A 13,513-nucleotide genomic window follows, 5' to 3' on the forward strand; every position below is an offset into this window, starting at 1 on the left:
GCGGCTGGCCATGGTCGATTGACCCGCTCACTTGCTCCCGTGCTTCGTCTCCACGATCGAACGGAAGCCCGAGCAACATGCGCTACAGCAAGTACCTTCTCATCCCGGCCATCGGACTCGTCTCCACGCAGGCAAGCGCGCAGCAGCGGGCGCCGGTCGCGCTCGAGGAGATCACCGTGACCGCGGCGCGGGCCGAACGGGCGATCTCGGACATTCCGCAGACGGTGCAGGTGGTGCAACGACAGGAGATCGAGGAGCAGCTCAAGCAGAGCGGCAGCGCCTCGGCGATGCTGGCCAAGCTGCTGCCGGGCTTCTCGGTGTCGAACCAGACCATTTCCGGCGCGTCGGAAAGCTATCGCGGCCGCGATCTGCTGGTGCTGATGGATGGCGTGCCGTTGAACACGCCGCTGCGCGACGTCTCGCGCATCCTCGCACTGATCGACCTGAATTCCGTCGAGCGGGTCGAACTCGTGGCCGGTGCATCCAGCCTGTATGGCGCGGGCGCCACCGGCGGCACGGTCAATTTCATCACCAAGAGGGCGCAGCCGGGCGGCCCGCGCGTCAGCGTCAACACCGCGCTGCGCAGCTTTACCGCCGATATCGGCGGGTCGCTGGCGCCCGAACTGTCGGCCACGGTCAGCGGCAAAGCTGCCAACGGGATCGACTATGTGTTTGTCGGCAGCGGCCGCGGCGCGCAGAAGACCTATGACGGAGCCGGCCGCGAACTGCCGTCGGATGGCATGCTCGGCCAGGGCGGCGGCGACCGCTTCGCCAGCGGCAATTTCCTCGGCAAGATCGGCTACGACTTCGACGGCAGCAAGCGCATCGAGGCGTCGATCTCGCAATTCTATCTCGACCAGACGCCGAAATATCTCACCGACTATGCCGGTCCGTTTGCCCGCCCGGATTTCACCAAGCCTTATACAGGCCAGAGCGTTCTGGAAGACACGCGGTCGTTCCAGTTGCGCTATAGCGACACCGCATTTGTCCTCGGCAATCTGAGCGTCGTCGGCTTTTACAACGACATCAAGAAGCGGTTCAATTATTCGGAATTTTCCTATCCCTATAATTCCCAGGTCTATTATTCCGGCAATCCGCTGAGCCCCACCAGCCCGGCGAACCAGACCACGCTGTTTTCCGAACGCGGCGGTGTGAACCTGTCGATCGATACGCCGCTGGACCGGATCTGGAACGGCGCGAAGGTCACTTGGGGCACGGACGTCATCCATGAAAAGACTTGGCAGACCCTGACCGATGGACGCGATGTCTTCACGCCGCTATCGCAGCTCACCACCGCCGGCTTCGCGCTGGTGCAAGTGCCGATCACGGATCGCCTGACCGCGCGCGGTGGCGTCCGCTACGAGCATTTCGATCTGACCGTCGATAACTTCCTGCGGCCGGCGGCCTATGCGGCCCAACCGGTGGGCGGCGTGGTGACGCCCTTCGTGCTGCCGCCGCTCAATGTGATCGGCGGCAAATACGAGTATGCATCGCCGACCTACAATCTCGGCGCGACGTTCAAGCTGAACCCGGACATCGATCTGTTCGGCGGCTTCTCGCAAGGCTACGCACTGCCCGATGTCGGTGCCTATACGCGCCGCGCGGGCATCGCCATCGCCTATGCGTGCCCGGTCGCGCGTCCGAACTGCCTGTCGCCTGCCAACCAGACCATCAGCTATGCCTCGATCGCGCCGGAGCCGCAGATCGTCAACAATTACGAACTCGGCATTCGCGGCGGCAACGGTCCGTATAAGGGCAGCATCACCGGCTTCGTCTCGACATCGGAAAAGGGCGTGACCTTCGATCCCGTGACGAACCTGATCTCGCAGCAGAAGGAGATGATCTACGGCGTCGAATATATCGGCGAGATGGCGATCACCTCGCAGTTCACTTTCGGCACCACCATTGGCTATCGCGAAGGCCGCTATGACAGCAACAAGGATGGCGTGCTGGATTCCTGGCTGCCGAACAACCGCATCGCCACGCCGGTGCGCGGCCTGGTCTTCGGCGATTATCGCTTCGACAACGGAATCAAGCTGCGCGTCGAGGGTGAGGGCTGGTCCGGCCGTAACCGCGGCATCAATCTCGCCAACACTGTCTATCCGATCGAGGGCGGCTTCACGATGAATGCGGCACTCAGCGGTCCGGTCTATGGCGGCGAGGCCTATGCGGCGGTCAACAACCTGTTCGACACCGCCGTGCAGAATCCGACGGCGACCTCGGTGCGTAACCTGCCGGTCTATTCATGGGGCCGCACCGTCACCGTCGGCTATCGCAAGACGTTCTAAGTCCAGATCCTCCAAGAAACACCCAAGGTCACTTCCCAGGGAGTTCGAATTGCTGTCATGGTTGATCTTGAAATAGCAGGCAGCCTGCTGACGCTACGGTTCCTGCCGCCCTATACCGAGACGGACGAGCGCGACTATCTCGCCGCGCTGGTCCGGGTCGGGCAGCATGCGGAGCCCTTCGAGTTGCTCACGGTGTTCGGTGGCGGCGGGAAATTGTCGCCGGCGGGCGAGCGCGAACAGGCGCTCTGGTTCAAGGCCACCCGCGGCCATGTCTCGACGCATTGTCGCGCAGCCGCCATCGTGCGGCCGGGAGCCAACAAGAAGATGGAAGAGACGTTTCAAAAATTGTGGCCGATGCCGCTGGTGGCGCTCGAGGACGAGACCGCCGCGCGCGCATTCCTTGCTGCGCATCGCGGCACCGCATGAGCACCGCTGCGCTGCAGGCCCTGGCGCCGGCCGCCATCATGGGCCGCAAGCGCCTGTTCGTGGTGTTGGCCGGGCTGTATCTCGCGCAGGCGATTCCGTCCTATCTGTTCGCCGCCGCGCTGCCGCCGATCATGCGCGAGGCCGGCGTGTCGCGCAGCGAGATCGGCTATCTCAGCCTCTGGTTCCTGCCGCTGCTGCTGAAATTCTTCTGGGCGCCAGTGGTCGATCGCATCCGTCCCTTCGCCCGCGCGCATCGTGCCGGCTGGGTGATCGTGACCCAGACCGGGGTCATTCTCAGCCTGCTGTGCCTGATCCCCCTCGGAGCCACCAATGTCTGGGGCATCATCGCGGTCGGCCTCGTCGGTTCATTCCTGATCTCGACCCAGGACATCGCCACCGACGGCTATGCGACGAAATATCTGGCGCCGGGGGACCGCCCGATCGGCAATGCGATCCAGGGCGGCTCGGTGGCCTTCGGTGTGGTCATCGGCGGCACGCTCGGGCTGGTGCTCTATGCGCAGATCGGCTGGACCGGCATGCTGCTGACCATCGCCGGCTTTTCGCTGATCCCGCTCTTCGCTGCCTTCGCCATGCGCGAGAGCGAGGCCGAGGCCATCGATCTTGCGAAGCCGAAGCCGTCGATCATGGCGTTCCTGCGCCGGCGTGAGGTGCGCAACATCCTCTGGATCGCGCTGATCTACCGGATGAGCGAAGGCCTCGTGAAGGCGATGGAGGGCAGCTATCTCGTCGATGCCGGCGTGCCCCTCGCACAGATCGGCTATCTCTCCGGCGGCGCAGCCACGACGGCGGGGCTTGCCGGCGCTGCGGGGGCCGCGTGGCTGCTGCAGCGTTATGGCAGTGGCTGGACGCTGGGACTGCTCGGTCTGCTGCGGACCATATGTTTTGCGCTGTTCACCGCCCATGCCCTCGGCATCATCACCGGCTTCCTGCCGATTTTCGGCGCGGCGGGTTTCCAGACGCTGATCCGCTACATGGAGATCGTCGCGCTCTACAGCCTGTTCATGTCGGCCGCATCGAAGGAACAGCCGGGCACCGACTTCACGATTCTCGCCTGTGCCCAGCTGATCATCTATTTCATCGGCTCGATGCTGTCCGGCCGCATCGCCGATTGGCTCGGCTATGGCGCGCTGTTCAGCCTCGCCACGGTGTTGTCGCTGATCGCGGCGGTGGCGACGATGCGCATATTGGCCGCGCAGTCGCCGGCTAGTTCGACACCGCCAGATCCTTCGTGAAGCTGCGATCCACCGCCTTGTTGACGTCGATCGGCTTGTTCACGATGCCGTAGCGCGTCGCGCGATCTGACGCTTCCTGAAATTCCTTGATCACACCGTCATCGATGGCGATGGGCCGCGTGTCCTGTTGCTGATAGGCGCGCAGCAGCACGTCTTCCGGCAGCTTGGTCAGTTCAGCCGTGTTCTTGGCATAGTCCGGCAGGCGCGAACGCGACCATTCACGCGCCTTGTTCAGGCGGTTGAGGAAATCCGCAATGGCTTCGCGTTTGGTGGCGATGGCCTGGTCGGATGCAACGATGAAAGTGAGCGTCGGCGTCAGTCCCGCGCCGTCGGTCACCACGCGCGCATTGTCCTTCAGGACTGCATAGGAGATGTAGGGCTCCCAGACGGCCCAGCCGTCGATCGAGCCGGCTACCAATGCGATCTTCGCATCGACCGGGCCGAGCGGCGCGAAGGTAGCGTCGGTGGTCTTGTAGCCGCCCTTTTCCAGCGTCGCATTGATCAGGAACTGGCCCCAGCCGCCGCGTGTGCCGGCGAGGCGCTTGCCTTTGAGATCGGCGATCGTCTTGATCGGTGAATCGTTCCGCACAAGGATCGCCTGCGTATTCGCGTTTGCGCGCACGCCGCCGATCGCCTTGATCGGCGAGCCATTGGCGAACACCGTCAGAAAAGAGAGATCGCCGGTATGGCCGACATCGAGGGCGCCGGCATTGATGGCTTCGAGGATCGGCGCTGCCGCGGGGAATTCGGACCACTGGATCTTGTAGGGCAGGTCCTTTGCCTGGCCGGAGAATTCCAGCAGCGAGCGATTGCCGCCCTTCTGGTCGCCGACGCGCAGGACGATCTGGTCGGCAGCGAAGGCGGACCCAGCGAGTGTGGCGCTGAAAGCGGTGGCTACGAGGGTGGAAAACAGGCGGCGGGTCACGGAAGCGTCGGTCATTTTGGTACGTTTCTCTGCTGCGACAATGCGCATCAAAGCTACGTTCGAGGCTGCTTCAGTCAATGAAATGGCCGCCTGAAGTATCTCGCGCTTCGGCAAGGAACGTGTCGCCGCTGGCCCAGCTGGTGGAAGGAATGCGTTTCGCGCCTGTTTTGGCGGCAATCACGCAGCACTGGCGCACGAAGCGGCGACGTCGCAGAATAGCCATCTCCGTGAGACGAAATGATACGGGCATCGGTCCCCAGATCGGTCAATTTTTATATGCCCGGCAGCCGGGCCGGGAGCAGTCTGACGTGGCGTCGGTACTTCAGTTGATTTCGTCGCTGACCGTGGGCGGCGCCGAACGGTTGCTGATCAATTTCGCGGCCAGCTGCACGCCGGGTGCCGGCGTTCCGCAGGTTTTCGTCGTCATCAATGATCGCGTCCATCCCGATCTCGAGGCTGAGCTCACGGCGTCGGGCCATCCCGTCTATTTCCTCCGACGCGCGCCCGGCAATCGCAATCCGCGCATCATCCTGACGCTGCTGAACATCATCCGCCGCCACGACATCCGCGCCATCCATGCCCATGACAGCGGCGCCAAGCATTTTGCCATGCTGAGCAAGCTGTACCGGCCGATGAGCGTCGGCACCACGATCCACAATACCGGGATCGTGCAGACATGGGATCGCGTGAAGCTGCGGCTGCATCAGCGCTTCGTCGACTGGAACATCGCGATCTCGGCTGCGGTGGAGCGTGAATGCGCGAGCGTGGGTCTCAAGCGCCTGTTCAAGGTGCACAACGGCATTCCGCTGCAGCCCTTCCGCGCCATCGATCGGGAGCGGACCTTCACCACGCCGCTGCGTCTCGTCAATGTCGCGCGGATCTATCCGAAGCAGAAGGGGCAGGACGTCCTGATCAAGGCGCTGGCGATCTGTGTCGCCCGGGGCCTCGATCTCCGCTGCGATTTCGTCGGCAGCCCGCCGGAAGGCGACAGCGCCACGGTGGGCAGCCTGAAGGCGCTGACGATTGCGGAAGGCGTGTCCGATCGCATCCGCTTCCTGTGCGGCCGCACCGATGTGCGCGATCCCCTGAGCGAAGCCGACATCTTCGTGCTGCCGTCCCGCTTCGAAGGCTTTGGCCTTGTCTTGCTGGAAGCAATGGCTGCAGGCCTGCCGGTGATCGCGGCCGATGTGGACGGGCCGGCAGAGCTATTGGTGGATGGCTCCAACGGCATCAAATTCGCGGTGGGCTCGGCAGAGGATCTTGCCGACAAGATCATGGCGCTGGCGGCGCGTCCCGATATCGCCACGCGCCTCGCCGCGACGGGGCGTGACTTCGTCACCGAATTCGACATCGCCAATATGCGCGACCAGTATTTCGGGATTTATGCGCAGATGATGAAAGTCAGCTGACGCTATCCCTTTCGTGCCTTCTTCCCGCCGTCCGCGATCTTCTCCGCCAGAAAGTCCAGCAACACCTCGACACGGGCAGGGCGCGGACCACCCGGCGGCGTGACGAGATAGATGCCGATCGGCGTCTGCGACCAGTCGTCCAGGATGCTTTCGAGATCGCCACGCGCGATGGCGTCGCCGACGATGAAATCCGGTAGCGCGCCGACGCCGAGGCCGGCGATCAGGGCCGGTAGCGCCGCTTCGCCGTTGTTGACCGAGAACGGACCGTTCGGCCGGATGCTGACCTGCTCGCCCGAGGCATGCGCGAAATGCCAGACGCCGGGCGTCGAGAGATAGGCGTAGCCGAGGCATTTGTGAGCCGCGAGCTCGGATGGATGCGTGGGCCGGCCATGGCGCGCGAGATAGGACGGCGCCGCCACGATATGGCGCGTCACCGGGCACAGGCGCCGCGCGATCAGCGAGGAATCCGGCAGCGCGGCGATGCGGATCGCGGCGTCAAAACCGTCGCCGATCAGGTCCACGATGGCATCGCTGAGATGGAGTTCGATGGTGACGTCCGGATAGCGCGCCAGAAACTCCGGCAGCAGGGTGGCGACCGTGTTCTTGCCATAGGTCATCGGCGCCGCCAGCCGCACCAGCCCGCGCGGCGTCGCCGATTGCGCCAGCGCCTCGTTCTCCAGCGCCTCGCCATCGGCCAGCAATTGCGTGGCCTTGATCGCCAGCGTGCGGCCGGCATCGGTGAGCGCCAGCCGCCGCGAGGTGCGGTTGAACAACCGCGCGCCGAGCCGGTCCTCGAGCCGGCTCACGGCCTTGGAAACTGTTGCCTTGGACAGCGTTAGCTCGGTGGCCGCCGCTGCAAAGGACTGCAGCTCGACAACCTTGGCGAAGATCGCCAGCGCTTCGAAATCGGGGAGTTTCGACATCAAATCCGGAAACGATGAGTTTCGATCGTTTCTATTTATGCATCAAAACGCCGGCGTTATCTAGATGCCACTACCCGCCGCCATTGCGAGGCGCCCGCAGCGTCAGACAGGACGCCGCGCAATGACGGTTCGGGCCCACACAGGAGATTGCCCCATGACCAAAGTGCTCGTCCTCTATTATTCCGCCTATGGCCATATCGAAACCATGGCCAATGCCGTTGCCGAAGGCGCCCGCGAAGCCGGCGCCACCGTCGACATCAAGCGCGTGCCCGAACTGGTGCCGGCCGACGTCGCCAAGGCGTCCCACTACAAGCTCGATCAGGTAGCCCCGGTCGCTGAGATCAACGACCTCGCCAATTACGATGCGATCATCGTCGGCACCGGCACCCGCTTCGGCCGCATGGCCTCGCAGATGGCCAACTTCCTCGATCAGGCCGGTGGCCTCTGGGCCAAGGGCGCGCTGCACGGCAAGGTCGGCGGCGCCTTCACCTCCACCGCCACCCAGCATGGTGGCCAGGAGACGACGCTGTTCAGCATCATCACCAACCTCCTGCATTTCGGCATCACCGTGGTCGGCCTCAACTACGGCTTCCAGGGCCAGATGAAGCTCGATGAAGTCACCGGCGGATCGCCCTATGGCGCCACCACCATCACCGGCGGCGACGGCAGCCGCCAGCCGAGCGAGAACGAACTCGCCGGTGCCCGCTATCAGGGCAAGGCGATCGCCGAAGCCGCGAAGAAGCTGCACGGGTGATCTCGTAGGATGGGTTGAGCGAAGCGATACCCATCACCTCGCACTCCGGACTCGCGGTGATGGGTATCGCTGCGCTCAACCCATCCTACGCCCCACACAACGCGCGCTTTCACTGGAAAGCGCGCGTTGTCCAGTTTAACGTCCGGTCATGTCGAAATCAGCCAGCCCCGTGCCAGCCCTCTGTATCCGCATCGACCTCGATCCCGAGGGGCGCATCGGGCCGGGCAAGATCCAGCTCCTCGAAAACATCGCGGCCACCGGCTCGATCTCGGCCGCCGGCCGCGCCATGGAAATGTCCTACAAGCGCGCCTGGGACCTGGTGGACGAACTCAACCGGATCTGCGGCCAGGCTGCTGTCGAACGGCAGACCGGCGGCAAGAATGGCGGCGGCGCAATGCTGACGGTGTTCGGCGAAAATCTCGTGACGCGCTACCGCGCCATCGAGAAAGCGGCGGCGGTGGCGGCCCGCAAGCAGCTCCTGGCGCTGAAAAAGGACATCGGCAAAAAGCGCAAGGCCGGATAGCCGCGCAGGTCTGCGCTGTATCTGACCAGATATACCGATCCGCGCAGTCGATTGGCCTTTTGAATGTCTCCATTCTGCAATAGGGTGATGCTGTCCCGTTCAGGATGTCCCGATGTTCGACGCCCAATGTGATCTTGCCGCGCTGGTCTATGAGACGGATCAGGAACCAGACACGGTGCTGCATGACTTTGCAGCCAGCCTCGGCCGGCAGGGGATCCGTGCCGTCGGCCTCGTCCAGCTCGGTCATCGCGAAGTCGACGTGCCGAAGCTCAATGCCGTGATGCTGCACAGCGGCGAGCAGGTGCGGCTGTTTCAGGATCTCGGTCCGGGCGCCAAGGGCTGCAAGCTGGATGTCGGTCAATTGCTTGATGCCGGGTCCCGTGTTGCCGATGCCATCGATCAGGGCGCGGACCTCGTCATCATCAACCGTTTCGGCAAGCAGGAGCGGGAAGGCAAGGGCCTCGCTTATCTCATCGAGCGCGCACTCTCTGGCGATATCCCCGTGGTGATCGCGGTCCCGGCCCATCGTTTCGACGAATGGATCGCCTTTGCCGATGGCATGAGCGTCAAGCTGCCCTGCTCGCGCGAAGCTCTGGACGCGTGGTGGCTGAAAGTCTCCAGCCGCGGCAGCCCGGTGCCGGAGCCGGTGCAGCAGACGTTTTGCGCGGTGGTGAAGTAGACGCTGCGGTTTCGGCTTTTCTCCTCTGTCATCGCCCGGCTCGACCGGGCGATCCAGTAAGCGCGGTAACTGCAGTGTGTACTGGGTCACCCGATCAAGTCGGGTGACGACAAGCTAAGTTCATCTTTTTTCATTCAACTCCCTCCCTTCGCAGTGCACGCGCATTGCGCTTTGGCGCGACCTGCGCTTGCATGTGTCGGCTTGTCGCAGTTCGATCCGAATGCTAGATGTCAGGTCATCGTACAACTTTCCGGTTTCGCGCCGGCGAGCCAGACGACAACATCGACTTCGAAAACGGGGCGACCAAGAACAAAGAACCAAGAACAACGGCGCGAATGCCGGCGATCGGGAAATCACAGGGAGGATTTCGTCCATGAACAGGCGAGAAGTCGTCAAAGCCGGCCTGGCCGCGCTTGCTGCCGGCAGTGCGGGGCTCACGGGCATCGCGCCGGCCAGCGCGCAGGGCAAGATGGTGCTCAAGGCGTCGGATGTTCACCCGCTCGGCTATCCCACGGTGGAATCCGTGGTCCGCATGGGCAAGAAGCTGGAGGCCGCCACCAATGGCCGGCTCAGCATCCAGATGTTTCCCTCCATGCAACTCGGCGGCGAGAAGGAAGCCATCGAGCAGGCCCAAGTCGGCGCGCTGCAGATCGCGCGTATCTCGGTCGGCGCCGTGGGCCCGGTGGTGGATGACGTCAATGTCTTCAACATGCCGTTCGTCTTCCGCGACTCCAGACATATGGAAGCGGTGCTCGACGGCGAGATCGGCGACGAGCTGCTGAACAAGATCACGTCGAACGACAAGACGAAGCTGGTGGCGCTCGGCTGGATGAATGCCGGCTCGCGCAACATCTACAACAGCAAGCGCCCGGTGAAGACGCTGGCCGATCTCAAGGGCCTCAAGATCCGCATGATCGGCAATCCGCTGTTCATCGACACGATGAACGCCCTCGGCGGCAATGGCATCGCCATGGGCTTCGATCAGGTGTTCAGCGCCATGCAGACCGGCGTGGTCGACGGCGCCGAGAACAATCTGCCGTCCTTCGTGGCGCAGAATCATTTTCAGGTAGCGAAGTATTTTTCGATGACCGAGCATCTGATCATTCCCGAACTGCTCGTGTTCTCGAAGGCGTCGTGGGCGAAGCTGACGCCGGACGATCAGGCGCTGCTGAAGAAGTTCGGTCGCGAGGCCCAGCTCGAACAGCGCGCGCTCTGGTACGAGGCGGAAGCGAAGGCGCTGGAGAAGATGAAGGAAGTCGGCACCGACATCGTGATGTCGGTCGACAAGGCGCCGTTCCGCGAGGCCGTGAAGCCGGTCTGGGACAAGTATGGCGCGAAGTATGCCGAGATGACCAAGCGGATCGCGGCGGTGAGCTAATTGCTCTGCCTCCTCTGTCGTCACCCGGCTTGGCCGGGTGACCCAGTACACACCGCGCTGATTGAGTTTACTGGATCGCCCGGTCAAGCCGGGCGATGACAGCAAAAGTTTAGGGCCCGAATGTCCGAAGCAATTTCCAAGCCCACGATAGTCGACCGCGACAAGGCAACAGGCGGCCCCGCACTCGCGTTCCGCCGCGCGATGAACGCCCTCTACTGGACCGGCGCGGTGATCTCCTGCATGGCGCTGGTGCTGATCTCCTTCATCATCCCCTGGGCGGTCTATACCCGCTACATCCTCAACAGCGCGGCCTCCTGGCCCGAGCCGCTGGCGGTGCTGCTCACCGTCGCCGTCACCTTCATCGGCGCGGCGAACTGCTATCGCCAGCGCATCCACATGAACATGACGGTGGGAACCAATCTGCTGCCCCCGAAGGCGCGCGCCGTCGCGGCTTTCCTCAGCGAGCTGCTGATGGCCGCGATGGCGCTGTTCATGCTGGTCTGGGGCGGCGCGCTGGTGGACACGACATGGGGAAACTCCGTCGATGAATTCCCGTGGCTGTCGGTCGGCGTCACCTATCTGCCGATCCCGGTGTCCGGCGCGATGATGCTGCTCTTCGTCATCGAGCGCCTCACCATCGGCCCGCCGCCGCAGGACGGCAGCGACGCTCATGTGCCGCTGGACTGAGCTCGGGAGAAGAGACTATGGACATCGCCGTTCTCCTGCTCAGCATGTGCTTCTTCTTCGCCATCGGCATGCCGATCGCCTTCGCGCTGGCCCTTGCCGCGCTGGTCGGGGCGCTGTGGATCGATTTGCCCGTCGAAGCCGTGATGCAGCAGCTCTCGTCCGGTGTCGGCAAGGTGTCGATGCTGACGGTGCCGTTCTTCGTGCTGGCGGGTGCCATCATGGCCGAAGGCGGCATGGCCAAGCGTCTCGTCGATTTCGCCGCCGTCGTGATCGGTTTCACCCGCATCCGCGGCGGCCTTTCGCAGGTGAACATCCTCGCCACCACCATCATGTCCGGCATATCAGGCTCGTCCGTGGCAGATACATCCGCGATCGGCTCGGTGATGATCCCGCAAATGGCCAAGCAGGGCTATCCCCGCGTCTTCGCCACCAATGTCACCATTTCCGCGTCGGTGCAGGCGATCATGGTGCCGCCCAGCCACAATGCGGTGATCTATTCGCTGGCCACCGGCGGCGTGGTGTCGATCACCAGCCTGTTCCTTGCGGGCATTGTGCCGGGCCTGCTACTCGGCTTCGCCATCATGTTGTTGTGCCTGTATTTCGCCTATCGCGACGGCCACCCCAAGGGCGAGCCGGTGCCGATCAGGCAGGCGCTGAAGATGCTCACGGATGCAGTCTGGGGCATCATCACGCTGATCATCGTGCTGGGCGGCATCCTCACCGGCATCTTCACGCCCATCGAGGCCGGCGCGGTCGCCTGCGTCTGGGCGTTCTTCGTCACCATGTTCATCTATCGCGACTACAAATGGTCGGAACTACCGATGCTGACCTATCGCACGCTGCAGACCGTGGCGATGGTGCTGACACTGGTCGCCACCGCCTCCTGCTTCGGCTATGTCGCGGCGCTGATGCAGATGCCGGCCAAGATGACCGACTTCTTCGTCGCCATCTCGTCGAACAAATATGTGCTGCTGATGTGGCTCAACATCATGCTGCTGATCCTCGGCACCGCGCTCGATCTTGCGCCGCTGCTGCTGATCTGCACGCCGATCCTGCTGCCGGTGGTGAAGAGTTTTGGCATCGATCCCGTGCATTTCGGCATCGTCATGCTGCTCAATCTCGGCATCGGCCTGCTTACCCCGCCGGTCGGCACCACCTTGTTCGTCGGCTGCGCCATCGGCAAGGTGTCGGTGGACGAGGTGATGCGCGGCATCTGGCCGTTCTACTGGGTGATGTTCGCGGTGCTGATGCTGGTAACCTATGTGCCGTGGTTCTCACTGGCACTGCCGCATGCATTCGGATTCAGGTGACATGTCATCCCGGCGTTCGCCGGGATGACAGTGGAGAACTACCCCGCCTCGTCCGCCAGCTGCGCGTACCGCGCCTTGCCGTTCACCAGATGCCGGCGCATCGCCTCGCGTGCCTTGCGGGGGGAACGCTCGGTGATGGCATTGACGATCATCTGATGCTCCTTCTCGATGCTTTCGAGATAGCGGGTCTGCAGGTCGGCCTTACCGTCGAAGGTGCGGATGCTCTGGCGTGGAATGATCAGTCCGCCCAGAAATTCCAGAAAGCCGACAAAACGCGAATTCTGTGTGCCGACGGCAATGGCGTAGTGAAAATCGAAGTCTTCCTTGATCGCGCGGTCGCCTTTGACGATGGCGCGGGTGAAGACATTCGCTGCCTTTGCGATCGCCTTGATCTGCGCCGCCGTGGCGCGCTCGCTGGCGATGGCGGCGGCTTCCATCTCCACGGCCGTGCGCAATTCGAGGATCTCGATCACACTGTCGAGGGATCCCAGTCCTTCGGGATCGATGGAATAGGGCTGCTGGCTCGCATCGCTGTTGACAAAGGCGCCGGCACCCTGGCGTGTGGTGACAAGGCCGCGGGCGCGAAGCGCCGAGATCGCCTCGCGCACCACGGTCCGGCTGACGCCCATGGCGGTCATCATCGCCTGCTCGGTGGGCAGCCGCGCTCCGGCGGAGAGCTTGCCTCCCGCAATCTGCGCGGCAATGCGCTCGACCACCTCCTCGGTGCGGCGACGCACTGGATTGAGTGGGCGCAGCAGGGCCGGCTGCGTCGATTTACGGCCGTTCTTACGGGCGGAATGCTTGATTTGTCCGGTCATCGTACAACCGGGCTATCACTGCCCATGCGGGCGTGCAAGGTCGGGCGCCATGGCAGTATGCCGCAATGCGGCGATCAGGCGTCTTCGAGCTCGTGCAGTTTGAGATCGCATTCCACCCAAGCGCCGTGGATGGCGAAACG

13 protein-coding genes are annotated in these 13,513 nt (G+C 63.4%); 10 read left to right on the forward strand and 3 right to left on the reverse strand.

Features of this window, described 5'->3' with window-relative positions:
- Nucleotides 1-77 precede the first annotated feature (77 nt).
- From ACIQ17_RS08065 to ACIQ17_RS08075, 3 genes are read left to right on the forward strand one after another with little or no spacing between them, the layout of a single operon-like run.
- Nucleotides 78-2,288 (forward strand): TonB-dependent receptor, encoded by a 2,211-nt coding sequence (locus tag ACIQ17_RS08065; RefSeq protein WP_398467222.1) that lies wholly within the window; start codon nucleotides 78-80, stop codon nucleotides 2,286-2,288.
- A 57-nt stretch (nucleotides 2,289-2,345) separates the two neighbouring features.
- A complete protein-coding gene (locus ACIQ17_RS08070; protein WP_398467224.1) occupies nucleotides 2,346-2,714 on the forward strand; it encodes a hypothetical protein in 369 nt (122 codons plus the stop codon).
- A complete protein-coding gene (locus tag ACIQ17_RS08075) occupies nucleotides 2,711-3,967 on the forward strand; it encodes an MFS transporter (RefSeq protein WP_398467226.1) in 1,257 nt (418 codons plus the stop codon). The genes ACIQ17_RS08070 and ACIQ17_RS08075 overlap by 4 nt, the downstream gene beginning before the upstream one ends.
- On the opposite strand, the gene ACIQ17_RS08080 is transcribed toward ACIQ17_RS08075, so the two are convergent.
- Nucleotides 3,939-4,907 carry an ABC transporter substrate-binding protein gene (locus ACIQ17_RS08080; RefSeq protein ID WP_398467228.1) on the reverse strand — a complete coding sequence of 323 codons (969 nt, stop codon included), beginning with the start codon at nucleotides 4,905-4,907 and terminating at the stop codon, nucleotides 3,939-3,941. The genes ACIQ17_RS08075 and ACIQ17_RS08080 overlap by 29 nt on opposite strands.
- Nucleotides 4,908-5,200: 293 nt before the next feature.
- Between ACIQ17_RS08080 and ACIQ17_RS08085 the strand changes: the two genes are divergently transcribed.
- Nucleotides 5,201-6,301, forward strand: coding sequence for a glycosyltransferase family 4 protein (locus ACIQ17_RS08085; RefSeq protein ID WP_398467230.1), 1,101 nt, complete (start codon nucleotides 5,201-5,203; stop codon nucleotides 6,299-6,301).
- A 2-nt stretch (nucleotides 6,302-6,303) separates the two neighbouring features.
- Here the strand turns inward: ACIQ17_RS08085 and ACIQ17_RS08090 are convergent, their stop codons facing one another.
- A complete protein-coding gene (locus tag ACIQ17_RS08090; protein WP_398467232.1) occupies nucleotides 6,304-7,224 on the reverse strand; it encodes a LysR substrate-binding domain-containing protein in 921 nt (306 codons plus the stop codon).
- A gap of 154 nt (nucleotides 7,225-7,378) precedes the next feature.
- Here ACIQ17_RS08090 and wrbA point away from each other — a divergent pair, with 154 nt between their 5' ends.
- The 6 genes from wrbA (at nucleotide 7,379) to ACIQ17_RS08120 (ending at nucleotide 12,555) form a co-directional block, all read left to right on the forward strand.
- Nucleotides 7,379-7,978 carry an NAD(P)H:quinone oxidoreductase gene (gene wrbA, locus ACIQ17_RS08095; protein ID WP_398467234.1) on the forward strand — a complete coding sequence of 200 codons (600 nt, stop codon included), beginning with the start codon at nucleotides 7,379-7,381 and terminating at the stop codon, nucleotides 7,976-7,978.
- 148 nt (nucleotides 7,979-8,126) lie between these two features.
- The gene (locus tag ACIQ17_RS08100; protein ID WP_398467236.1) at nucleotides 8,127-8,501 is read left to right on the forward strand and encodes a winged helix-turn-helix domain-containing protein; all 375 of its coding nucleotides are present in this window, start codon (nucleotides 8,127-8,129) and stop codon (nucleotides 8,499-8,501) included.
- 112 nt (nucleotides 8,502-8,613) lie between these two features.
- Nucleotides 8,614-9,180 carry a DUF2478 domain-containing protein gene (locus ACIQ17_RS08105; protein ID WP_398467238.1) on the forward strand — a complete coding sequence of 189 codons (567 nt, stop codon included), beginning with the start codon at nucleotides 8,614-8,616 and terminating at the stop codon, nucleotides 9,178-9,180.
- Nucleotides 9,181-9,553: 373 nt separating this feature from the next.
- Nucleotides 9,554-10,558: a TRAP transporter substrate-binding protein gene (locus tag ACIQ17_RS08110; protein WP_398467240.1), complete on the forward strand. Its 1,005-nt coding sequence runs from the start codon at nucleotides 9,554-9,556 to the stop codon at nucleotides 10,556-10,558.
- 120 nt (nucleotides 10,559-10,678) lie between these two features.
- Nucleotides 10,679-11,245, forward strand: a complete 567-nt coding sequence (locus ACIQ17_RS08115) for a TRAP transporter small permease (protein WP_398467242.1) — start codon at nucleotides 10,679-10,681, stop codon at nucleotides 11,243-11,245.
- 17 nt (nucleotides 11,246-11,262) lie between these two features.
- A complete protein-coding gene (locus tag ACIQ17_RS08120; RefSeq protein WP_398467244.1) occupies nucleotides 11,263-12,555 on the forward strand; it encodes a TRAP transporter large permease in 1,293 nt (430 codons plus the stop codon).
- Between the two features lie 38 nt (nucleotides 12,556-12,593).
- On the opposite strand, the gene ACIQ17_RS08125 is transcribed toward ACIQ17_RS08120, so the two are convergent.
- Nucleotides 12,594-13,373, reverse strand: coding sequence for a FadR/GntR family transcriptional regulator (locus tag ACIQ17_RS08125; protein WP_398467246.1), 780 nt, complete (start codon nucleotides 13,371-13,373; stop codon nucleotides 12,594-12,596).
- Nucleotides 13,374-13,513: the final 140 nt, after the last annotated feature.

Source organism: Tardiphaga sp. (genome assembly GCF_044340795.1).
Lineage (GTDB): Bacteria > Pseudomonadota > Alphaproteobacteria > Rhizobiales > Xanthobacteraceae > Tardiphaga.